Origin of the sequence: Microbacterium proteolyticum (assembly GCF_030818075.1) — a bacterium.
Taxonomy (GTDB): domain Bacteria; phylum Actinomycetota; class Actinomycetes; order Actinomycetales; family Microbacteriaceae; genus Microbacterium; species Microbacterium proteolyticum_A.
Genome location: NZ_JAUSZZ010000001.1, coordinates 141,598 through 163,507 on the forward strand (window position 1 = coordinate 141,598; position 21,910 = coordinate 163,507).

General features: G+C 71.5%; 16 protein-coding genes. 7 read left to right on the forward strand and 9 right to left on the reverse strand.

What is annotated here, in order from left to right:
• Positions 1 to 9: 9 nt before the first annotated feature.
• Complete coding sequence (locus QE392_RS00710) at positions 10 to 639, reverse strand: 2-phosphosulfolactate phosphatase (protein ID WP_307446436.1); 630 nt, start codon at positions 637 to 639, stop codon at positions 10 to 12.
• An 85-nt stretch (positions 640 to 724) separates the two neighbouring features.
• Here QE392_RS00710 and QE392_RS00715 point away from each other — a divergent pair, with 85 nt between their 5' ends.
• Complete coding sequence (locus QE392_RS00715) at positions 725 to 1,234, forward strand: hypothetical protein (protein ID WP_307446439.1); 510 nt, start codon at positions 725 to 727, stop codon at positions 1,232 to 1,234.
• A complete protein-coding gene (locus tag QE392_RS00720) occupies positions 1,231 to 1,767 on the forward strand; it encodes a GNAT family N-acetyltransferase (RefSeq protein ID WP_307446442.1) in 537 nt (178 codons plus the stop codon). Before QE392_RS00715 ends, QE392_RS00720 begins: the two co-directional genes overlap by 4 nt.
• Before the next feature lie 17 nt (positions 1,768 to 1,784).
• Here the strand turns inward: QE392_RS00720 and QE392_RS00725 are convergent, their stop codons facing one another.
• From QE392_RS00725 to QE392_RS00735, 3 genes are all read right to left on the reverse strand, one after another.
• On the reverse strand, positions 1,785 to 2,435 hold the full coding sequence (locus tag QE392_RS00725; protein WP_307446444.1) for a response regulator: 651 nt from the start codon (positions 2,433 to 2,435) through the stop codon (positions 1,785 to 1,787).
• Between the two features lie 95 nt (positions 2,436 to 2,530).
• Entirely contained in the window at positions 2,531 to 3,697 is a 1,167-nt protein-coding gene (locus QE392_RS00730) for a sensor histidine kinase (protein WP_307446447.1), read from the reverse strand.
• A gap of 62 nt (positions 3,698 to 3,759) precedes the next feature.
• Complete coding sequence (locus tag QE392_RS00735) at positions 3,760 to 4,251, reverse strand: Lrp/AsnC family transcriptional regulator (protein WP_307446451.1); 492 nt, start codon at positions 4,249 to 4,251, stop codon at positions 3,760 to 3,762.
• Between the two features lie 108 nt (positions 4,252 to 4,359).
• Between QE392_RS00735 and QE392_RS00740 the strand changes: the two genes are divergently transcribed.
• Together QE392_RS00740 and QE392_RS00745 are read left to right on the forward strand one after the other, a co-directional pair.
• Positions 4,360 to 5,769: a DUF6421 family protein gene (locus QE392_RS00740; protein ID WP_307446454.1), complete on the forward strand. Its 1,410-nt coding sequence runs from the start codon at positions 4,360 to 4,362 to the stop codon at positions 5,767 to 5,769.
• Positions 5,770 to 5,780: 11 nt separating this feature from the next.
• The gene (locus QE392_RS00745) at positions 5,781 to 6,467 is read left to right on the forward strand and encodes an SDR family oxidoreductase (RefSeq protein WP_307446456.1); all 687 of its coding nucleotides are present in this window, start codon (positions 5,781 to 5,783) and stop codon (positions 6,465 to 6,467) included.
• A 52-nt stretch (positions 6,468 to 6,519) separates the two neighbouring features.
• Here QE392_RS00745 and QE392_RS00750 read toward each other — a convergent pair whose 3' ends face one another.
• Together QE392_RS00750 and QE392_RS00755 are read right to left on the reverse strand one after the other, a co-directional pair.
• A complete protein-coding gene (locus QE392_RS00750) occupies positions 6,520 to 8,061 on the reverse strand; it encodes an MFS transporter (protein ID WP_307446458.1) in 1,542 nt (513 codons plus the stop codon).
• 256 nt (positions 8,062 to 8,317) lie between these two features.
• Positions 8,318 to 11,512, reverse strand: a complete 3,195-nt coding sequence (locus QE392_RS00755) for a DEAD/DEAH box helicase (protein ID WP_307446460.1) — start codon at positions 11,510 to 11,512, stop codon at positions 8,318 to 8,320.
• A gap of 101 nt (positions 11,513 to 11,613) precedes the next feature.
• On the opposite strand from QE392_RS00755, the gene QE392_RS00760 reads away from it, so the two are divergent.
• Positions 11,614 to 12,681, forward strand: coding sequence for a threonine aldolase family protein (locus QE392_RS00760; RefSeq protein WP_307446462.1), 1,068 nt, complete (start codon positions 11,614 to 11,616; stop codon positions 12,679 to 12,681).
• A 124-nt stretch (positions 12,682 to 12,805) separates the two neighbouring features.
• On the opposite strand, the gene QE392_RS00765 is transcribed toward QE392_RS00760, so the two are convergent.
• On the reverse strand, positions 12,806 to 14,728 hold the full coding sequence (locus QE392_RS00765; protein ID WP_307446464.1) for a M3 family metallopeptidase: 1,923 nt from the start codon (positions 14,726 to 14,728) through the stop codon (positions 12,806 to 12,808).
• 94 nt (positions 14,729 to 14,822) lie between these two features.
• Positions 14,823 to 15,437: an NUDIX hydrolase family protein gene (locus QE392_RS00770; protein ID WP_307446466.1), complete on the reverse strand. Its 615-nt coding sequence runs from the start codon at positions 15,435 to 15,437 to the stop codon at positions 14,823 to 14,825.
• Positions 15,438 to 15,543: 106 nt separating this feature from the next.
• On the opposite strand from QE392_RS00770, the gene QE392_RS00775 reads away from it, so the two are divergent.
• A complete protein-coding gene (locus tag QE392_RS00775; RefSeq protein ID WP_307446467.1) occupies positions 15,544 to 16,200 on the forward strand; it encodes an alpha/beta hydrolase in 657 nt (218 codons plus the stop codon).
• A gap of 182 nt (positions 16,201 to 16,382) precedes the next feature.
• Here QE392_RS00775 and QE392_RS00780 read toward each other — a convergent pair whose 3' ends face one another.
• Entirely contained in the window at positions 16,383 to 16,886 is a 504-nt protein-coding gene (locus QE392_RS00780) for an AAA family ATPase (RefSeq protein WP_307446469.1), read from the reverse strand.
• Positions 16,887 to 17,172: 286 nt separating this feature from the next.
• On the opposite strand from QE392_RS00780, the gene QE392_RS00785 reads away from it, so the two are divergent.
• Complete coding sequence (locus tag QE392_RS00785; RefSeq protein WP_307446472.1) at positions 17,173 to 21,846, forward strand: ATP-dependent helicase; 4,674 nt, start codon at positions 17,173 to 17,175, stop codon at positions 21,844 to 21,846.
• The last annotated feature ends 64 nt before the right edge of the window (positions 21,847 to 21,910 follow it).

A 21,910-nucleotide genomic window follows, 5' to 3' on the forward strand; every position in this document is an offset into this window, starting at 1 on the left:
CACCCCTGCTCAGGCTGCCGAGAACGCACCGCCCTTCAGCACCGGGACGACCGTGACCGCGTCGCGCGCGGCGGCGGCCAGCACGGCGTCGCGCTCGCCCTCGGCGGCGAGCGCACGGCCGTTGCCGCTGGCCGTGAGCAGGTGGCGCACGGCACCGCCGAGCGCGCGGAAGCCCTCGCCGGCGACGGCGGCGTCGGGCGACGCATGGTCGATGCCGAGGTCGCCGAGGGCGGCGACGACCGCTCCCGCTCCCAACAGGTCGTCCACCGCGAACCGCAGGCCCGCGGCATCCCCGTCGCCCGGGGCGCCCGCCGCGATCACCGAGATGCTCGTGCGTTCGCCACGGGCACGCTGCACCTCCATGACATGGGCCGCCACTGCGGCCGCGTTGCGGAGACCTCCGGCCACGACATGGGCGCCGGCGGCCTCGGCCGCGCGCGCCAGAGAGGCCGCCGCGTCGGCGTCGGCCGCGAGGTCGAGCGTCGCACCGTGCTCGCACGCGCTCAGAGCGTGGGCCGACAGTCCGAGCGTCTGCACGACGACCACGACGTCCGCGGGGGCGAGACGCGCGAGTCCCGCTTCGCCCCACTCGAGACGCACCTGATAGTCGGACTGCGCGTGGGCGGAGGTGTTCGGCATCCTTCGAGCCTAGAACCGGTCGAGCCGCCCGGCAGAACACGTCAAGGTGTGCGTTTCGCGCCTGGGGATCGGGCACGATCGGTGCATGCGCATCCTGCTGAAGTTCGAGATCGACTGCGACCCGGATGCCGCGTGGCGCGCCCTCCATTCGCCTCGCGCCGTCGCCGAGCTGTACGGACCGCTTCTCGAGGTCGACGCCCTGGGCGCGATGCCGACGTCATTCGCGTCGGGCGATGACGTGCCCGTGCAGATGAGCGTCGCGGGCGTGCTCCCGGTGGGCCGTCAGCTCATCTCGGTCGCCGACCGCGACACCACCGACCAGAACGGCCGCGTCCGGGTCTTCCGGGATTGGGGGGTTCCTTTGACGGGTCCGCTCTCGGTGCTCGACGTGTGGGATCACCAGATGGCCGTTTCGGCGGCCCCGGGCGACGCGAGCCGCACGCTCTGGCGCGAGCGCCTCACGATCGGCGGCGCCGCCGCCCCCGCTCTCTGGCCGGCGCTCTGGGCCACCTGGCAGTGGCGCGGCGCCCGCATCCGCGCGCTCGCCCCGACCTGGGCCTACGACCCCGAGTCAGACTCCGACGACGTGAGATGACCTCTCTGCTCGTACGCCGCGCGACGCCCGAAGACAGTCGGTGCATCGCCCACGTGTACGTGCGGAGCTGGAACGAGACGCTGGCCGGCCTCGTGCCCGATGCCGTGTCGGATCTGCTCGACCTGGAGCTCTCCGCGTGGCGGTGGAGTGTGCGCTTGCGCGGGGGGACGCCGCCGGATGCCGAGCAGCTCGGCGACACCTGGGTGGGGGTGCGCGCCGACCGGATCATCGGATTCTCGTCGGCGGGACCGTCGCGCGACACCGATCACTCGACGTCGGTCCTGGAGGTGTACGCCCTGTACGTGCTGGCCGCGCATCACGGGACCGGGGTGGGAGAGGCGCTCCTGCGCGCGGCGATCGGCGCGGAGGCGGCATGCCTCTGGGTGCTGATGAACAACCCACGGGCCCACGCGTTCTACGCCAAACAGGGTTTCGCGCCCGATGGTGCGACGCGCGTGGACGAGCGCTGGGAGACTCCGATCTGCGAGGTGCGGCTCGCGCGCGGGCGCGACCGGCGGCGCACCGGCGCCTGACCTCGGGGCGATGCGGGTCAGACCAGACCGTGCCTGTAGGCGAACACGACGAGTTGCACCCGGTCGCGCAGCGCGAGTTTCGTGAGGATGCGACTGATGTGCGTCTTCACCGTCGCCTCCGACAAGAATTCGCGCTCCGCGATCTCGGCGTTGCTCAGACCCGCTGCGGCGAGCGCGAAGATCTCCCGCTCGCGCTCGGTCAGCCCGGCGAAGGCGGCGGGGACGGGCTCGGTCGAGCCGGCCTCGGCGATGTGCGCGAACAGCTCTCGGGTGGCCGAGGCTGCGATCACGGCGGAACCGGCGTGCACCGTCCGCACGGCCGACAGGAGGAATTCCGGTTCGGAGTCCTTGAGCAGGAACCCGCTCGCCCCGCCCTGGATGGCTCGAGCCGCCGCCTCGTCGAGGTCGAAGGTGGTGAGCACGACGACGCGCGGCGGGACGGGATGACGCAGGATCTCCGCGGTGGCGGCGAGGCCGTCCATGACAGGCATCCGCACGTCCATCAGCACCAGATCGGGCTCGGTCGCGCGCACCATCTCGATCCCTTCGCGGCCGTCGGAGGCCTCGCCCACCACCTGCAGGTCGGGCTGCGAGTCCAACACCATTCTGATTCCGGCGCGGAAGAGGGCTTGGTCATCGACCAGCCCGATTCGGATGACAGCGCTCATCAGGGCTGTTCCTCTCTCGGGTCGATGCGGCTCTGCATCCACTGTGCCCGAAGTGGCACGCGGCACCCGTGCTTCGCGGCGCTTCGGGCCGGATTTCACCCGCGGGTGCCGACGGGGAGGGTCGCCGTCACGACGAATTCGCCGTACGCCGGTCCGGCGGTGAGGCTCCCCCCGACCAACATCGCGCGCTCTCGCATGCCGATGAGGCCGTGTCCGCCGGTCGGCGTCGTCGAGGCGACGACGGCCGTGGACCGAGCGTTGCGCACCGTGAACTCGACGCGGTCGACGTGCCACCCGAGGCGCACTCGGACCCGCGGATCCCCGCCATGGCGGAGGGCATTCGTCAGCGCCTCCTGCAGGATGCGATAGACCGCCAGCTGCACGGCGGCGGGAGGCTCCTCCGGCGGGACGGGGTCGACGACGACGTCGAGCACGACCCCGGCCGCCCGCATGCGGTCGAAGAGGTCGTCGAGGTCGGCCAGAGTCGGCTGCGGTCCCTCGGACTGACTGTGGCGGAGCTGGGTGAGCAGGAGACGCACGTCGGCGAGCGCGGAACGCGCCGTCGCCGAGATGGTCGCGAGGGCATCGGAGGTGACGGTACCGTCGTGGGCGGCGGCGGCGTAGCGCGCCCCGTCGGCCTGAGCGATGACAATGGCGAGGGAGTGCGCCACGACGTCGTGCATGTCGCGGGCGACGCGCACGCGCTGCTGCTCGGCGATCATCTCGACCTCCGCCGCACGCTGGGCGCGGCTGTTCGCCGCCGCCCGCATCGCCGTGCGAGCCAGCGCGCCCGACACCCACGACAGCATGAGCGCGAAACCGGCGCCCAGCAGCAGGGCGCCCGCGACGAACCACATCTCCGCCGTCGGGGGTTCGGACATCCCCCGGCCCACCAGGTAGACCGGCACGATGACCGCACCCGCGAGGGCCGAGGCGAATCCGCTCCAGAACACGCGGGGGCTGCCATAGGCGGCCGTCGCGTACAGGACGGCGAAGATCGCGAGGTCGGTCGGGGAGGGCGTCATGCCGAAGCCCATCTGCACCGCCGCGCCCACCCACGCCACGCCGAGGGCCAGCCCCGGCTGCAGACGCCGCACGCAGAGCGCCCCCGTGAAGGCGGCGACCGTCAGCACGCCACCGGTGACCTGCCCGGCATCCACGGTCCCGAGAAGCTCCACCGCGCCGGCGAGCAGCCCGAAGAACGCGGCGACCAGAAGATCGGTGACCAGCTGATAGCGGTGCAGGCGCCGGAAAGTGAGCATCGCGCCCACGCTACGCGCGGCCGGCGGGGCCCGGCATCCGTCTCGAGGTGTATCCCGCGCGGTCAGGCGGGGTAGCCGGCCGGTTCGATGGGGCGCGACTCGAAGAACGTCTGCAGCACGACCGTGGTGCGGGTATTCACCTGAGCCGCGGCACGGATGTCGCGGATGAGCGCTTCGAGGTCGCGCGGCGTCGGCACGCGCACGAACAGCATGTACGCGGCCTCGCCCGCGATGGAGTGGCAGGCTTCGATGGCTCCCAGGTGCGCGATCAGCTCGGGGGCGTTGTCGGGCTGCGCCGGATCGAGTGGCGTGATCTCGACGAAGGCCGCGAGCGGACGGCCGAGGGCTTCGGCATCGAGGACGGGTCGGTACCCCTTCACGATGCCCCGGGATTCGAGCCGGCGCAGGCGCGACTGCACGGCCGACACCGACAGACCCACCCGGTCGGACAGGTACGAGAGCGTGGCGCGGGCGTCGAGGGAGATCTCGCGCACGATCGCGGCGTCGACGGCGTCGTCGAGGCGGGGGGCGCGGGGCACGGGAGCCTCGGTCATGCGCACGACAGTACCAGGGGCACGAGATGCGGCCGTGGCGGCATCCGTAGTTTTTCCGTTAGTATCCGGTTGCCGCAGGAATATTTCCATCACCGAACGGAGGATGCCATGACCATCGCCACGCCTACCCGTGACACCGTCGATCTGATCGCCGGCCACGGCATCGACACCGTCGAGCTCACCCCCGCCTGGAGACGGTTGAAGGACGCCGCGACGGCGCTGCAGGCGCTGCAGGCGAAAGACGGCTCGATCGACGACACCGTCGCCGCAGCCCCGCTCATCGACGACGTCGTCATCGCGATCGACGCCCTCGCCCCGCTCTTCCCCCACGATGCCGCGTACCTCGCGGCCTCCGTCGCCGATTTCCATCGGTGGCGCGACCAGGGACTCGGCGTGCCCGACTTCCTCGACTCCCTGGTGGCGTTCCAGCCGCAGCAGCAGCGCGTCGACGGCATCCGTCACCTCGTCGTGTTCCCCATGTACACGCAGAACGGCTCGAGCGACCGGCACGTCGAGGCGGTGCTCGTCGAGGCGATCTGGCCCGAGTTCATCGCGCGGCTGGAGACGGAGTACACCAACCGGCTGTTCGTCTCGCTGCGCCTGATCGACTTCACCTCGGGCTACGACACCAACTCCGCGGTGCTGTTCCCCGAGACCGTCGCGATGCGCGAGGTGCCCGCCTTCACCTGGGGAGCGATCTTCCAAGACCGCGAAGCCGCCCGGTACCGTCGCGTCACCCGTGCCGCGGCCGAGATCACGAAGCTCGACCTGCCGGAGGCCGCCGCCCGCCTGCTCGACGACCAGGAGCTGGCCGAGCGCACATTCGTCATGTGGGATCTCATCCACGACCGCACGCACATGCGCGGTGACCTGCCCTTCGACCCGTTCATGATCAAGCAGCGGATGCCGTTCTTCCTCTACTCGCTCGAAGAACTGCGCTGCGACCTCACCGCGTTCCGCGAGAGCGTCGCGCTGCAGGCGCGCCTGGCCCTTCGACAGGCTCAAGGACCGGACTTGGAAGCTGCCGAGCGGGCGATGCTCGAGCACGCCGAGCTCGTGCAGTACGCGGTGATCTTCGACCGCATCTTCCGCTTCGCCATCACCGGCTCGCGCGTGCGCAACTACGACGGTCTCGGCGGCCAGCTGCTGTTCGCGTGGCTGCACCAGCACCGCGTGCTCCATTGGACCGATACGTCGCTCGCTTTCGACTGGGACGAGGTGCCCGCGGCCGTGGTCGCCCTGGCCGACGCGATCGACGAGTTGTACTGGCGTTCGATCGACCGCCCGAAAACGGCGCACTGGCTCGCCGCGTACGACCTCGTGCGCTCCGTCGTCACTCCGCACCCCGCGTCGGTGTGGGCGCGCGGGCTGCCGGATGACGTGCTCGCGGGCCTGCCGAAGGGGTACACCGACGCGGTGCTCGACGATGAGTTCCCCCTGTCGATGTTCTTCGAAGCGCTCGAGAAGAAGATGCGGCCCGTGATCGCATCGACCGAGGGGATTCGCGGAACGGACTGACGGCGAACGCGATGATCATCGACGAGGGAGTGAGCGGGCGGACGGTGCTGCTCGCGGGCGGAACGAGCGCCGCGGGCCGCGCGAGCGCGCGGGCGCTGACGGATGCCGGGGCGCGCGTCGTCGTCGTGGGGAGCGACCGGGGACGTCTCGCGCAGGTCGCCGCGGAGATCCCCGGTCTCGCGATCGAGCGCTGCGACCTCACCGACGCCGAGGAGGTCGACGCGCTGCGCGACCGCGTTCACGACGTACACGGCCGGGTGGACGGCATCCTGCACCTCGTCGGCGGATGGCGGGGCGGCGGGGGGCTCGCCGGGCAGAGCGACGAGGACTTCGCCTTCCTGCTGCGGTCACTGACGGCCTTGCGGCATGTGAGCCGCGCGTTCGATGCCGACCTGCGTGCGTCGGATGCCGGACGTCTCGCGATCGTGTCATCGACGGCGGTCGAGCGGCCCCTCGCCGGCGGCGCCAACTATGCGGCGGTGAAGGCCGCGTCGGAGGCGTGGGTGCGCGCGGTCGCCCAGGGGTACACGAAGCACGCGCGCGACGCGGGGCGGGGCACGACGGCCGCGGCCGTCATCTTCCGCGTCACGTCCCTCGACGGGCTCGAGGACGCTCTCGCGGCGTCGGTCGTGGCGCTCTGGGACGACGACGCCACGGCGTGGAACGACGTCGTGATCGACATCGAGCCGCCGGGCTGACGTCGCTCGAGCTTCACCGGTGTTCGGCTCGTGCGCGCGATGTCGGTACGTCTCAGCTCTCGTCGCGAGGCGGTTCGCCGTGCAGACCTCGCGATGCCGGTTCGGGCAGGGTCGGGCCCGACTCTTCGGCTCGCGCGGAATCGGCGCGCCCGGAACCGGCGAGGGGCACGGGCGCGGGCGTTCCAGCTGCGTCGTCGGTTTCGGCGACGTCGTCCGCCGTCTGGGCGACGTCGGCGTTGACCTCGGCCGTGCGGTACTGCTGCGACAGGATGCGGTACGACCGGGTCAGGAAGGCGAGGGAGGCCGCGACCACCATGACGAGACCCGCGAAGACGAAGACGAGCGCGATGCCGCGCGATTGACCGTCACCGAGGAGCCAGCTCCACGTGGCACGGCCGTCGGCGCCCTCCATGTAGGGGATGATCGCGAACTGGGCGATCGGGGCGATGAGGAACGACGTCACCGGCGCAGCGGCCGACTCGAACGCCGCGGCGAAACCGAACACGCGTCCTTGGGTGGCGAAGGGAACCACCTTTTGGATGACGGTCTGCTCCGCCGCCTCGACGGGCGGGATGAGCGCCATGTAGACCCAGATGCCCACGGCATAGAGCCACCACCAGTCGCGGATCACGAACACCGCTCCGAGCACACCCATGCCCATGACGATCCACAGCATCGTGCGGATGGGGTTCTTTCCCAGGCCGAACTTCGCCACCAGCCCACCACCGATGATGAAGCCCGTTGCGGTCACTCCCAAGACGACGCCCCACACCTGCACGCTGAACAGCTCGAGCCCGTACGGGTCCATCAGGGCCATGTAGACGCCGCCGATGAGGTTGTTGAACGTCGAGAAGATGATGAGGGCGAACAGCCCGGGAGCCGCGCGGACGGCGCGGACGGCTCCGCGGACATCGACCATCGGACCGGAGTCGCTCCCCGCGGTCGGGCGCTCCTCGGAGATGCGTATGGTCAGAAGGTGCACCAGAGCGACGAGAGTCAGGACGATCGCGATGACGAGGGTCCACCCCATGCCGAAGAAGCCGATCGACAGCCCGCTGAAGACGCTCGTGACCACGAATGCGAGGCCCTGCACCGTGCCGACCAGCCCGTTCGCATTCGCGTGACGGTCGACCGGCACGAGCAGGGTGACGGTGGTCGACAGGGCGATGTTGCGCATGTTCTCGATGACGGCGCCCGTGAGGATGACGCCGGAGAACAGCCAGAACCACGGCCCGCCCAGATCGAGCAGCGCCGCCTCGGGGAACGCCAGCCACAGCGCGCCCGCCACCAGGAATGCGGTAAGGGTGACGAGCCCCGAGAACACCATCACGCGATGCTTGCGGTGACGGTCGACGATCGACCCGAACACCATCGCGAAGATGGCGAGCAGCAGCATATAGGCGCCGCCGACGATGCCGGTCGCCAGCACCGAGCGCGTCTCGAGGTAAACCCAGAAGGTCAGGGCGAACCAGAGGAAGCTGGTCGTCACGTTGGCCGCGGCGGTGTTGACGAGCACCGCGAGGAAGGTGCGGTTGCCGCCGGCCGGCGCGACGGTCGACCCGGCGGGGGTGGGCGAGGGCTGGGCGTCGGACATGGCCCTCACGCTAGACCCGACCTCCGACATCGGCCAGAGCCTGCGCTGCGGCGAGCGCCGGAGGCAGCACCGGGCGGGACTCGCTCCCCGCCGGTCGCTCCGGTCGAGCCACGCGGCTGGGTCGGCGGTGTCTTCCGGGCATGATCCGTCGGCCAGGACGCCTCCGTCGGGCAGCGTCCCGCCGGGCGGAACGTCTCGGCCGGAGTGCCCCCGTCGAGCCGTGTCCCTCCGGGCAGAACCCCTCGGCCACGACGCCTCAGTCGAGCAGGCTGCGGATGTCGTCGGCGGTCAACCGCGGCCCGCCCGCGAACGCCTCTCCGCTGCCGTCACCACCGTCGAGGACGCGGGCGAACAGGTCGGCTTTCGCCTCGCGGAGCGCGACCACCTTCTGCTCGACCGTGTCGGCCGACACCAGCCGGTAGACGATGACGGGACGCGTCTGACCGATGCGGTGCGCCCGGTCGATCGCCTGGTCTTCGACAGCGGGGTTCCACCAGGGGTCGAGCAGCACCACGTAGTCGGCCTCGACGAGATTGAGGCCCACTCCGCCGGCCTTGAGCGAGACGAAGAAAGCGGGGTCGTCGCCGTCGCGGAACCGATCGATCTCTGCCTGACGGTTCGCCGTGGTGCCGTCGAGGTAACCCGACGCGAGCCCCGCCTCGGTGCACCGCTGCCGCGCCGCGCGCAGGAAGCGCGTGAACTGACTGAGCACGAGCACGCGATGCCCCTCGGCCGCGGCTTCGACGAGCAGATCTTCGAGAGCGTCCAACTTGGCCGACGGCGCCTCGCCTTCATCGACGAGCGCGGGGTCGAGCGCCAGCTGCCGCAGCATCGTCAGCGAGCGGAAGATCGCGAAGCGGTTGCCCTCGGCGTCGTCGTCGAGCAGCCCGAGCAGACGCTGCCGCTCCCGATGGAAGCGTCTGTCGTACAGCTTGCGGTGGGTGGGATGCAGCGTCACCTCGAGGACGGTCTCCTGCTTGGGCGGCAGCTCGGCGGCGACGAGCTCTTTGGTGCGCCGCAGCAGGAACGGGCGGATGCGCCGACGGAGCAGATCGAGGCGCTCACCGTCGGAGCGCTTCTCGATGGGCGTGCGGTACAACTCGGTGAACGACTCGCGGGTGCCGAGCAGGCCCGGCGCCACGAGCGAGACGAGAGCCCAGAGTTCGAGGAGGTTGTTCTCCATGGGGGTGCCGGTGATGACGAGAGTGAACGGCACGGCCAGCGCACGGGCGGCGCGGTACCCCCTCGACGACGGGTTCTTGATCTGCTGCGCCTCGTCGAGCACCAGTCCCGACCACGCGACCTCGGCGTACTGCTCCTGCTCGAGGCGGAACAGCGCGTAGCTGGTGACCACGACGTGGGCGCCCGCCGCCGCATCGTCGACGCTCGTCGCGCGTCGCGCCTGCGTCGCCGTGATCACGCGCACGTCGAGCCCGGGAGCGAACTGGGCGCATTCGCGGGCCCAGTTGCCCACGACGCTGGTGGGCGCGACGATCAGGAACGGTGCCATCGTGGGGTCGTCGGCGCGCGCGGCCTCCATCATCGCGATGGTCTGGACGGTCTTGCCGAGTCCCATGTCGTCGGCCAGGATGCCGCCGAGCCCCTGCGCCCGCAGGAAGTGCAGCCAGTCGAGACCGGTGCGCTGGTAGTCGCGGAGCGTCGCGCGCAGGCCTGACGGCGGATCGACCGGGGTCAGGGCGGCTTCGTCGGTCAGACCGCGGACGCGCAGCCACCACTCGGCCTCGTGCGCGGCGAGCATGCCGAGCTCGGACAGGTCGTCCCACAGCCCGACGTTGTAGCGGTTGATCGTCAGCTCGTCGACCGGCCGGTCGGCGAGAGCGCGGGCTTCTTCGATCACCGCGCGCAGGCGGTCGAACTCGGGGGTGTCCAGCCGCACGTACTCGCCCTCGCCGAGGAAGAGCACCCGGTCGCCGAGGGCCAGGGCGGTGTAGAGCGCGGTGAAGTCCACCTCGACCTCGCCGACGCTCACGCGCGCGTGCAGGTCGAACCAGTCGCTGCCGTCGTCGTCACCGGTGCTCAGGTGCACGACGGGCGCCTCAGGCGACGCACGATAGGCGGGGTGCTCACCCGTGAGGTGGACCCGCACGTGGTCGAGGGACTGCAGGCGTGGCAGCGCTTCGACGACGAGCAGCGCCGCCACCGCAGGAGCCAGCGGACGAGCCGGTGCCCTTCCCGTCGGGAACGGACCCGGGATGTCGATGCGCAGCTCCTCGCCGATGGCGGCGACGGCGGCCCACACCCCTCGCTCGTGGTCGTCGTGACGTCGTCCGTGCGTGGGCGAGCGGTCCCAGCGCGTCGCGAGGGTGGTGGCGCCGTCGGCGTGCTCGACGAGAACCTCCAGCACGGGGCGAGGCGCGGCCGGCACCTCCACCGTGCCCCTCGGCGACACGACCGGCGCATCGAGTTGCAGCCGCGGCAGGTATTCACCGAGGAAGGTGTCGGAGCCGCTCGCGTCGATCGTGAGCGCGCCCGATCGGGTGAGCAGCCCGCGCACCGGCCCGGTGGCAGGTGTCGAGAGACGGGCCAGCGTGATCCGCTCCTCGTCACCGTCGCGATCGGCCACGAACGCCACGGCGACGGCGGGGTCGCCGACCACCCACGACGGGAGGGAGGCCGTTTCGTCGTCGAGGCCCTGCACCACCCCTCGCACGTGCAGGGTCGAGCCCCGCCGGTCGAGCGCGACGGCGACGGTGGCCGCCTGGTCGACGATGCGGACGGGGTGATGGATACCGGCACCCGACACGAGCGGGACCCCCGCGGCGATGACGGCTTCGAGCTGCAGCCAGAGCGAATGCGGCGGAACGGCGGAGAGCGGCATCCATTCGTCGGACATGTACGCGCCGGACCCGGAACGCCCCAATCGGCCGAGGCTGTCGAGAGCGGCGCGCGCACGAGGCTCGGCCGGAAGGGTCGCGAGCGACGACCAGCCGGCGCGACCCTTGATCCACGTGCCGCGGGTGCCGCGCACACCGGGGCGGGCGGTGAGAGTGAGGGCCGTGCTGCGGCCGTAGCCTCCGCCGCGGCGGATCGCGAGGAACAGACAGAGCTCGAAGGCCGGTTCGTCGTCGACCTGGGGCGTCGACGAGAACATCTCGTCGAGCGTGCGTTGCCACTCCGGGCGTGGCGGGCGACCGGCCGCGACCATGCGGTCGAACAGGACGAGGGCGGCAGCGCAGGAATGCTCGCACTCGGGACCGCGACCGCACGAGCACCATCCCGACAGCCGCGAGAGGTCGACGGGCACCCGCAACTCGAGGTGCTCATACCCCGCCGCCCCGAACGACTGCGCCGAGACGACGAGCACGTCTCCGATCGGCCGGGCGTCGCCGACCTCGACCGAGCCGTAGACGAGCAGACGGTCGGCGCGCGCCATGGCGGAGGACGAGAACATCTCGCCGGCGATGCTGAGCGCTTCGGGATCCAACCGCATTCCTCCATTGTCGAGGCAGGCTCCGACACCCCGCCCCGATGCGGACCGCCGGTGGACGGATTCCGCATTGGGGAGGAGCCGGGAAAAGTTACGCTGGAGCGGTGACTTCCCTCCACGACACGTCGGTGCGCGGCTTCGCCTCCGACAACTATTCCGGCATCCACCCCGACGTCCTCGCCGCCATCGCGGAGGCCAACGAGGGCCACCAGGTCGCCTACGGCGAGGACGTCTACACCGAACGCCTCCAGGAACTCTTCACCGGCCTGCTCGGCGACGGCGTCGAGGCCTACCCCGTCTTCAACGGCACCGGCGCCAACGTGGTCGGACTGCAGTCGATGCTCCCTCGCTGGGGCGCCGTGATCGCGGCATCCACCGCCCACATCAACGTCGACGAGGGCGGCGCGCCGGAGCGCGTCGGCGGCATCAAACTGCTGACCGTCCCCACCGACGACGGCAAGCTCACCCCCGAGCTCGTCGACCGCGAGGCGTGGGGCTGGGGCGACGAGCACCGCGCCCAGCCGCTGGTCGTGTCGATCACGCAGTCGACCGAGCTCGGCACGCTCTACACGGTCGACGAGGTCCGCGCGCTCGCCGCGCACGCGCACGGCCACGGCATGCGCCTGCACATGGACGGCGCCCGCATCTCGAACGCCGCCGCCGCCCTCGACGTGCCGCTGCGGGCGTTCACCCGTGATGCCGGCGTCGACGTGCTGAGCTTCGGCGGCACCAAGAACGGCGCGATGATCGGTGAGGCCATCGTGGTCCTCGACCCCGCGGCATCCACGGGTCTCACCTACCTGCGCAAGCTCGACATGCAACTCTCCAGCAAGATGCGCTTCGTCTCGGCGCAGCTGGTCGCCCTGCTCGAGAACGACCTGTGGCTGCGCAACGCCCGCCACTCCAACGCCATGGCGCAGCGGCTGCGCGCAGGCGTCGAGGCCGGGCTCGCCGACGGCTCGATCCAGGGCGTGGAGTTCACCCAGCCCACGCAAGCCAACGGCGTCTTCGCGACGCTGCCGCCGGGGGTCGCCGACCGCCTGCGCACCAGCTTCCGCTTCTACGACTGGGACGAGCTGCGCCGCGAGGTGCGGTGGATGTGCTCGTTCGACACCACCGAATCCGACATCGACGCCTTCGTCGCGGCGATCGCCCGCGAGACGACGGCCTGACCCGGCTCGCCCGTCGGGCAGCGGCGGCGGTCGGGGCGACTCTCGATCCGACCGCCGCGCCGGGCGCGGAAGGCGGTGCGCGAGGGCCGCGGCATCCGATCCAGGATGCCGCGGCCGTCGCCGTTCACGCTCCGGCGAGCCAGTCGCGATAGGCGTCGAACGTGCTCTCCCGGCCGAGGAACGCCTGCACGAGCTCCTTCGCATCACGCGTGCCGCCGGATTCGAGGATCTCCCGGCGGTAGCGGGCGGCCGTTTCGACGTCGAACAGGTCGTCGCCGAAGGCCGACAGGAGGTCGCGCGCGATCACGAGACTCCACTGGTACGTGTAGTAGCAGGCGCCGTACCCGGTGAGGTGGCCGAACCCGGCGTACGAGTGCGACCCGTCGAGGGGAGCGACCGGGCTCGCCGCACGGTAGTACGCGTCGACCGCGGGCTGCAGGTCGGTCGGCCGCTCGACGTGCAGACGGTACGACGTCGTGGCGTGGCCGAGCTGCCGCGTGACCTCGAGGCCCCTCCCGAAGGCGTCGGCGGTCCGCATGCGCGCGACCAGGTCGCCGGGGATCGCTTCCCCGGCGTCGTTGTGCGCGAATGCGGCGAGCGCCTCGGCATCCCACGCCCATTCTTCGAGCAGCTGACTCGGCGCCTCGACGAAGTCCCACTCCGTCGCCACGCCCGTCCAGCGCGCCCACTTCTGGTGGCCGCCGAGGATGTCGTGGACGAGGTGCCCGAACTCGTGGAAGAACGTCACCACTTCGTCGTGCTCGAGCAGACCGCGCGAGAAGTTGCACAGCAGGACCGACTCGGGGAGCGTCCGTCCGCTGATTCCCGGGGCGAGCCCGAAGCAGGCCGCGTGGTTGTACTTGCCGTCGCGGGGGTGCAGATCGAGGTGGATCCGTCCCAGGCGCTCGTTCGCGCGGACGACGTCGTAGGTGCGGACGTCGCCGTGCCAGGACGGGGCATCGACGGGGACGTACTGCACGTCGAGGAGTCGTCCGGTCGTGGCGAGCACGCCCTCGAGCACCCGGTCGAACCGGAAGTACGAACGCACCAACTGTGCGTCGACGTCGTATTCCTCCCGCTTGAGCGTGCCCAGCACGTACCAGAAATCGGCGATGGTCACCTTCTCGACATCGGGGTCGTCACGACGCAGGCGCTCGAGGACGCGCTCGTACTCCGCCGCCGCGGCCGGGGCAGCGGCGTCGGCGACGCGCTCGAGGAACGCCGCCACTGCGGCGCTCGAGCCGATCATGCGCGTCTCGGTCTCGTAGTCGGCCCAATCGCCGTAGCCGAGCAGCGACGCCCGCTCGGCCCGGACCGCGAGCAGTTCGGCGAGCACCGGTTCGTTGTCGGGCCACGCGAGATCGTTGTAGGCACCGACCAGAGCATGACGAACCGAGCGGTCGCGGGCGTACTCGCGCACGGGCATGAGATCGGTGTACTCCGTGGTCAGCGTCACCATCCCCTCCGCATCCGCGGGATGCTCCGCGAGGAAGTCGTCGGGCAGCCCCTCCAGCGCCGATGCCGGCACGCGGATCTCCCGCCGCCCCTCGCGGATGTTCCGTGAGAACGTCAACGACAGCTCGGTGTCGCGCTCGGTCAGCTCGCGCACGCGCTCGCGGTCGGCGTCCGGCAGGTCGACGCCGCCCCGGCGGAAGTCGCGCCGCACGTGCTCGAGGAAGCGCTGCTCGTCGGGCTCGAGTCCGGCGGGATCGGCGTCGGCGAACACGCTCCACAGGTCGCGGTCGAGCAGACGCCGGGACTGCACCGCGTCGATGGCCTGCGCCTGCTTCTCGGCGGCGTCGCGCACACCCGCGTCGGGGTGCGACTCGCTGAGGAGGTGCGAGGGGGCGGCCGCTTCGGCCAGCGCGATGTCGGCCTCATTCCACAGCGCCAGGCGCTCGCGCAGCGCGAGGTCGGTCTCGGCGGTCAGCCTCGCGTCGAGCGCGGAGACGCGATCGAGCAGCTCTCGCGGACGCTCGTCGGCGAAGGCACGCCAGCCGTCGAGATCGCTCGGCAGGGTCAGGGGTTCGAGGGAGATGTCCGGCATCCTCCGACCCTAGGCAGGGCCACCGACACCGGCAACGCTCGGGGTCCGATCGAGGCTTCAGGACGTCGACCGACGCGCCCGGCGGGCGTCAGACTCAGCGGAGGGCGCCCACCGAGGCGAGGGCGAGCCGGATGAGCGTGCCACGACCGCCCTCCATCTCGTCGGAGAGGGCATCGGATGCCGCTTCCTGCGGCGAGAGCCAGGTCACTTCGAGCGCGTCCTGACGCGGTTCGCAGGTGCCCGTCACCGGCACCACGTAGGCGAGCGACACGGCGTGCTGACGGTCGTCGTGGAACGCGGTCATTCCCGGAAGCGGGAAGTACTCGGCGACGGTGAAGGGGGTCGGCGACGGCGGGAGCAGCGGGAAGGCCATCGGGCCGAGATCGTTCTCGAGGTGGCGGAAGAGGGCGTCGCGCACGGTCTCGCCGTAGCGCACGCGGCCGGAGACGAGCGTGCGGGTCATCTCCCCCAGCGGCGTCGCCCGCAGCAGGATGCCGACCTGGGTGACCGCCCCCATACCGTCGGTGCGCACCGGCAGGGCCTCGACGTAGAGCATGGGCAGACGCCGGCGCGCCTCGGCCAGCTCGACCTCGCTGAGCCAGCCGGGATTGGTGTTCGGCGTGGCGGGCGCGCCCGAGAAGGAGGCGTTGAGCGGTTCGCGCTCGTCGCCGTTGTCACCGGGTTCGGGATCGGGGGTACGCACGGGCATGTTCCCTGTATATCAACCGTCCGGCACGGATGCCGCCTGTTCGCGCTCGCAACGGCGTCGGAGCCGCGGCGGGCCCGATGTCGGAGCGGTTTGCCACAATGGCCGCATGAGCGCGCATCCCTCCCTCGATCCCGCCGTCGTGCGCTGGTCCGTGCCCGCCGACGAGCGCGGAGATCGACCCGTCCTCCTCCTCCTGCACGGTTACGGCTCGGACGAGCACGACCTCTTCGGCCTGGTGCCGTACCTGCCCGGAGGATTCGTGATCGCGAGCGTGCGCGCTCCGCTGACGCCGCCGTGGCCCATGCCGGGGGCGTCCTGGTATCCGATCGAGGGGCTCGACGGTCGTGATCCCCACGCCGTCACCCAGGCCGCGTCCGCGGTGCTGGCCTGGATCCGGGATGCCGTCGGCGACGCGCCCGTGGGCGTGCTGGGGTTCTCCCAGGGCGGCGCCGTGGCGCTGCAGATGCTGCGGGCGGCGCCCGACGCGGTGTCGTTCGCGGTGGTCCTCGCGGGGTACGCCGCCGGCGGAGAGCTCCCGGGCGACGCGGTCCTCGCCGAGCGTCGGCCTCCTGTCTTCTGGGGTCGCGGTGCTGCCGACGACGTCATCCCTTCGGCGCTCGTCCATCTCACGTCGCAGTGGCTCCCGGTGCACAGCGACCTGAGCGGGCGGGTGTATCCGGGGCTGACGCACTCGATCTCGCAGGACGAGCTCGACGACGTCCGGGCCTTCCTCGACGCGCGGCTGGCCGAGAGCGCGGTCTGAGTCCGGGCCGTCGACGGGGCGGCTGCGCGACAGGGGTGTGGCACGTCGCCGCGTACGCTGCGCCGCGGATGCGCAGGTCGCCGCGCACCTGCGCCGCGGGTGCGCATGCGGGCGAGGCGCGTCGCCCGAGCATCCTGCGCTGCAGTCAGCACACGGTCGGCGCGGGCCGGTGATGGACGCCGTCATCTGCGGACGACGACCGCGATGCTTTCGGCCAGGGCGCCGACATCGACCTCGCCGGTCGTGTCCACCTCGATGAGCGGTCCCACTCCGAGCGCGGGAACCGGTCGGCCCCACAACTCGTCCTCGGTGCGCAGGGCGTCGAGATGACGCGGATCCCTCACGCGCGCCGCGTACCGAGCCCTGACCGTTGCGATGTCGGTCACGCAGCTCACCTCCACGCAGGGTCCCGGGAGGCGGGCGACGAGCGGCCTCGTGTACTCGAACCACGTGCTGTCGATGACAGCCCCCGGGCAGGAGCGGGCCAGGCGCAGGACCGCGTGGACGGCTGCCACGCCCAGACGCTGCGAGGCCGCCACGGTTCGCGGCGGACCGAGCGCGTCCATGAGTGCTTCCTTGACCTCGTCCTTGCTCAGGTGAGGCAGTGCGAGATGGCGGGAGAGGCTCTCGCTCAGCGTCGACTTGCCCGACGCCGGCCATCCGCCCACGAGAACAAACGGACGCATCGATCCTTCCCTCCGACAGGAGCGGACGGCGGACCGCCCGCTCGTCGGCATTCTCCCCCAGATGCGGCCTCAGGACACCCGCGCCCGTTCCCACGGCGACGACGCCAGCAGGAGGGTGACGGTCGTCCCCCGAGACGACGCGGTGCTCAGGGTGCGACGCGAGACCCGGCTCCTCGCGGCGTCATCGCTCGCGCGGCGGAGTCGTCGCTCCGCCCGGAGGAGTCGTTCCGCGGCGGGCGAACGTCAACCCCGACCCGATGTCGGAGGTCCGGGAGAGGATGTCGGCATGGCCGACGTGTTGGAGAAGTTCGGTCCTGCGACGCAGGACTGGTTCCGCGGCGCCTTCACGGCCCCCACCAACGCGCAGAAGGGCGCGTGGGAGTCCGTGTCGTCGGGGCGCAACGCACTCGTCGTCGCGCCCACGGGGTCGGGTAAGACGCTGTCGGCGTTCCTCTTCGCGATCGACCGCATCTTCCGCGAGAAGTCGCCCGAGATTCCGGATGCCGAGCCCCCGCGGCGCGGCAAGAAGGCAGCGCCCAAGACCCCGGCGACGAACACGCGGGTCCTCTACATCTCGCCGCTCAAGGCGCTCGGCGTCGACGTGGAGCGCAACCTCCGCTCGCCGCTGGTCGGCATCGGGCAGTCGGCCCGGCGTCTCGGCATCCAAGTACCCGGGGTGACCGTCGGCGTTCGCTCCGGCGACACGAGCTCGAGCGATCGGCGCAAGCTCGTCACCGACCCGCCCGACATCCTCATCACCACGCCCGAGTCGCTCTACCTCATGCTCACCAGCCAGGCGGCCGAGACGCTGCGGGGCGTGCACACCGTCATCATCGACGAGGTCCACGCCGTCGCGGCCACCAAGCGCGGCGCACACCTGGCGGTGAGCCTCGAGCGGCTCGATGCGCTGCTCGAAGCGCCGGCTCAGCGCATCGGCCTGTCGGCCACCGTGCGGCCGATCGACGAGGTGGCGCGCTTCCTGGGCGGCGCACAGCCCGTCGACATCGTGGCCCCCAAGGCGACGAAGGCCTTCGACCTGTCGGTCGTCGTGCCGATCGAAGACATGCTCAACCCGCCTCCGCCTCCCGGTTCGCCCGCTCCCGACGAGGCCACCGACGGCGAGTGGTTCTCCGAGCGCCCCGAGAGCACCGAGATGGCGGGGTCGGTGTGGCCCCATGTCGAGGAGGCCATCGTCGACCGCATCCTCGAGCGGCGCTCCACCATCGTCTTCTCCAATTCCCGGCGGCTGGCGGAAAGGCTCACCGGACGCCTCAACGAGATCTACGCCGAACGGCAGGGCATCGACGTGCCCGAACCGACCGTTCCCGCGGCGACGATGGCCCAGGCCGGATCCTCGGCGGGAGTTTCCGCGATCCTCGCCAAGGCCCACCACGGATCGGTGTCGAAAGAGCAGCGCGCACAGGTCGAAGACGAGCTCAAGTCGGGAACGCTCCGCTGCGTGGTGGCGACGAGCAGCCTCGAGCTCGGCATCGACATGGGCTCCGTCGACCTCGTCATCCAGGTCGAGGCGCCGCCGAGCGCGGCATCCGGGCTCCAGCGCGTCGGCCGCGCGGGCCACCAGGTCGGCGAAGTCAGCCGCGCCGCCCTCTTCCCCAAGCACCGCAGCGACGTGCTGCACACCGCCGTCGTCACCGAGCGCATGCTGGCGGGACGCATCGAGGCCATCTCGGTGCCGCAGAACCCGCTCGACATCCTCGCCCAGCAGACCGTTGCCGCTTCGGCCCTCGGCTCCATCGACGTCGAGGAGTGGTTCGAGACGGTCAAACGCAGCGCGCCCTTCCGCTCGCTCCCCCGGTCGGCCTACGAGGCCACCCTCGACCTGCTCGCCGGCCGCTACCCCTCCGACGAGTTCGCCGAGCTGCGCCCCCGCCTGGTGTGGGACCGCGACGCCGGCACCCTGACCGGTCGCCCCGGCGCGCAGCGCGTCGCCGTCACCAGCGGCGGCACCATCCCCGATCGCGGCCTTTTCGGCGTCTTCGTCGCGGGTGAGTCGCAGAACGCCCGCGTCGGTGAACTCGACGAAGAGATGGTCTACGAGTCGCGCGTCAACGATGTGTTCACCCTGGGCACCACGAGCTGGCGCATCGTCGAGATCACCCACGATCGGGTCAATGTCGTGCCCGCTTTCGGGCAGCCGGGCAAGCTGCCGTTCTGGCACGGCGACGGCATCGGCCGCCCGGCCGAACTGGGCGAGGCCCTCGGCAAGTTCTCGCGTGACATCGCGGGCGCCGAGCGCGCGAAGGCCGAGGAGCGCCTGCGCGAGTCGGGGCTCGACGACAACGCGATCACGAACCTGCTGTCGTACCTCGCCGAGCAGCGCGAGGCCACCGGCAGCCTGCCGACCGACCGCACGCTGACCGTCGAGCGCAGCCGCGACGAGGTCGGCGACTGGCGCATCATCCTGCACTCGCCGTACGGCATGCAGGTGCATTCCCCCTGGGCACTCGCGGTCAACGCGCGGATCCGCGAGCGCCTCGGCGTCGAGGGCGCCGCCGTCGCGAGCGACGACGGCATCATCGCCCGCGTTCCGGATGCCGCGGCCGAGCCTCCCGGCGCCGACCTCTTCGTCTTCGAGCCCGACGAGCTCGAGCAGATCGTCACCGACGAGGTGGGCGGCTCGGCGCTGTTCGCCTCGCGCTTCCGCGAGTGCGCCGCGCGTGCCCTGCTTCTCCCACGCCTGAACCCCAACCGCCGCTCGCCGCTCTGGCAGCAGCGCCAGCGCTCCGCCCAACTGCTCGAGGTCGCCAAGCGCCACCCGGCCTTCCCGATCATCCTCGAGACGCTCCGTGAGGTCCTGCAAGACGTCTACGACCTGCCCGCGTTGCTGCGGGTCACCCGACAGATCGGCGAGCGCCGCATCCGCCTGGTCGAGATCACGACATCGCAGCCGTCGCCGTACGCCCGTGACCTGCTCTTCGGTTACGTCGGCGCCTTCATGTACGAGGGCGACTCCCCGCTCGCCGAGCGCCGCGCCGCCGCGCTGTCGGTCGACCCGGCGCTGCTGAGCGAACTGCTCGGCAAGGTCGAGATGCGGGAGCTGCTCGACCCCGACGTCATCGCGCAGTTCGAACGCGAGGCCCAGCGCCTCGACCCCGACCGTCGCGCCCGTGGGGTGGAGGGTGTCGCCGACCTGCTGCGCATCCTCGGACCGCTCGACGCGACCGAGGTGGCGGCCCGTCTGGACGCCGAGGGCGACGCTCTCACGGAGGCGGAGCAGCACCTCGCGACCCTCGTCGACGACCGCCGGGCCATCCGCGTCACCATCGGCGGCGTCTCCCGCGTCGCGGGCATCGAAGATGCCGGCCGTCTGCGCGACGCGCTCGGTGCGGCCCTGCCCGTCGGCATCCCGAACGCGTTCCTCGAGCCCCTCGCCGATCCCCTCGGCGACCTCGTCGCCCGCTATGCCCGCACGCACGCCCCCTTCACGACCGACGCGGTCGCAGAGCGCCTCGGTGTCGGTGTCGCCGTCGCAAGGCTCACCCTGCAGCGACTCGAGTCCCAGGGGCGTTTGGCGAGCGGCTTCTTCCTCCCGGAGGCCTCGGGTGGCGCGCGGGGCGACGACACCGAGTGGTGCGATGTCGAGGTGCTCCGCCGCCTGCGCATGCGTTCGCTCGCGGCCATCCGCGGAAGCGTCGAACCGGTGCCGCCCGCGGCGTATGCGCGGTTCCTCCCCGTCTGGCAGCACCTCGGCCGTCCGCTCGAGGGCATCGACGGCGTGCTCGCGGTCGTCGAGCAGCTCGCGGGCGTACCCATTCCGACGAGCGCGTGGGAATCGCTCGTCCTCCCCTCTCGCGTCGCCGATTACTCCCCCGCGATGCTCGACGAACTCACGGCGACCGGTGAGGTGGTGTGGTCGGGTCACGGCACGCTGCCGGGACGTGACGGCTGGATCGCCCTGCACCCGGCTGAAGCCGCGCCGTTCACCCTGCAGGACCCGGAGGATGCCGATGACCCCGCACCCGACTCGCTCGAGGCGCGAATCCTCGCCGCGCTGATCGGCGGCGGCGCGTACTTCGCGGCGCAGCTCAAACAGCTGACGGGCGCCGAGAACGAGCAGTCGGTGAACGACGCCCTCTGGGCGCTGACCTGGGCGGGCCGGGTCACCAACGACACCTTCGCGCCCGTGCGCACCCTGTTGAGCGGCGGCGGGCAGTCGCACCGCGTCGCCCGCCGAGCCCCCCGCGCCCGCATGTACCGCGGCGCGACCATGCCCCGCGCCACCGCCGCGCCCCGGCCGCCCTCCCTCGGCGGACGGTGGTCGCTCCTGCCGGAACGGGAACCGGATGCCGCGGCACGCGCCACGGCAACGGCCAGTCTCCTGCTCGACCGCTACGGCGTCGTCACGCGCGGCGCGGTGCAGTCGGAAGGCGTGCCGGGTGGCTTCGCGCAGGTGTACCGCATCCTCGCGGGCTTCGAGGAGGCCGGACACTGCCGACGCGGCTACGTCATCGAGAAGCTCGGCGCGGCCCAGTTCGCCGCGTCGGCCACCGTCGACCGCCTCCGCGAGTTCGCCGCCGTCGCCGACCCACCGCCCCTGCGCACCGTCACGCTCGCCGCGACCGACCCCGCGAATCCCTATGGCGCCGCACTCGCGTGGCCCGGGCTCGAGGGGGTCACTCACCGACCGGGTCGCAAAGCGGGCGGTCTCGTCGTGCTCGTCGACGGCGAGCTGACGCTCTATCTCGAACGCGGCGGCCGGAGCGCGCTCGCCTTCCGCGACGACGAGGCAGCGCTGCAGGCCGCGACGCGCCACCTCGCCGAGACCGCGAAGAAACGGCGCCTGGACACCCTCACCATCGAGCAGGTGAACGGCGAGTTCGTCTACGGCACGGCGGTCGGCCGCGCGCTCCGTGAGGCCGGGTTCGTCGAATCGCCCAAGGGGCTGACGCTCCGCAAGCTGACCGCGGGTGACACCCTCCGGGAGGCGGCGCGTGCCTGAATCATCGGTCCCGCCCACGAGCGAGCACCGCACGGCGCACGCGCCCGCCCCGCGAGGAGGAGCG

Excerpts from the sequence above, each read along its gene's own strand:
- QE392_RS00720 (WP_307446442.1), top strand. The coding sequence starts at position 1,231 with ATGACCTCTCTGCTCGTACGCCGCGCGACGCCCGAAGACAGTCGGTGC.
- QE392_RS00725 (WP_307446444.1), bottom strand. The coding sequence starts at position 2,435 with ATGAGCGCTGTCATCCGAATCGGGCTGGTCGATGACCAAGCCCTCTTC.
- QE392_RS00715 (WP_307446439.1), top strand. The coding sequence starts at position 725 with ATGCGCATCCTGCTGAAGTTCGAGATCGACTGCGACCCGGATGCCGCG.
- QE392_RS00750 (WP_307446458.1), bottom strand. The coding sequence starts at position 8,061 with ATGTCCGACGCCCAGCCCTCGCCCACCCCCGCCGGGTCGACCGTCGCG.
- QE392_RS00745 (WP_307446456.1), top strand. The coding sequence starts at position 5,781 with ATGATCATCGACGAGGGAGTGAGCGGGCGGACGGTGCTGCTCGCGGGC.
- QE392_RS00730 (WP_307446447.1), bottom strand. The coding sequence starts at position 3,697 with ATGCTCACTTTCCGGCGCCTGCACCGCTATCAGCTGGTCACCGATCTT.
- QE392_RS00775 (WP_307446467.1), top strand. The coding sequence starts at position 15,544 with ATGAGCGCGCATCCCTCCCTCGATCCCGCCGTCGTGCGCTGGTCCGTG.
- QE392_RS00765 (WP_307446464.1), bottom strand. The coding sequence starts at position 14,728 with ATGCCGGACATCTCCCTCGAACCCCTGACCCTGCCGAGCGATCTCGAC.
- QE392_RS00785 (WP_307446472.1), top strand. The coding sequence starts at position 17,173 with ATGGCCGACGTGTTGGAGAAGTTCGGTCCTGCGACGCAGGACTGGTTC.
- QE392_RS00755 (WP_307446460.1), bottom strand. The coding sequence starts at position 11,512 with ATGCGGTTGGATCCCGAAGCGCTCAGCATCGCCGGCGAGATGTTCTCG.
- QE392_RS00780 (WP_307446469.1), bottom strand. The coding sequence starts at position 16,886 with ATGCGTCCGTTTGTTCTCGTGGGCGGATGGCCGGCGTCGGGCAAGTCG.
- QE392_RS00770 (WP_307446466.1), bottom strand. The coding sequence starts at position 15,437 with ATGCCCGTGCGTACCCCCGATCCCGAACCCGGTGACAACGGCGACGAG.
- QE392_RS00710 (WP_307446436.1), bottom strand. The coding sequence starts at position 639 with ATGCCGAACACCTCCGCCCACGCGCAGTCCGACTATCAGGTGCGTCTC.
- QE392_RS00740 (WP_307446454.1), top strand. The coding sequence starts at position 4,360 with ATGACCATCGCCACGCCTACCCGTGACACCGTCGATCTGATCGCCGGC.
- QE392_RS00735 (WP_307446451.1), bottom strand. The coding sequence starts at position 4,251 with ATGACCGAGGCTCCCGTGCCCCGCGCCCCCCGCCTCGACGACGCCGTC.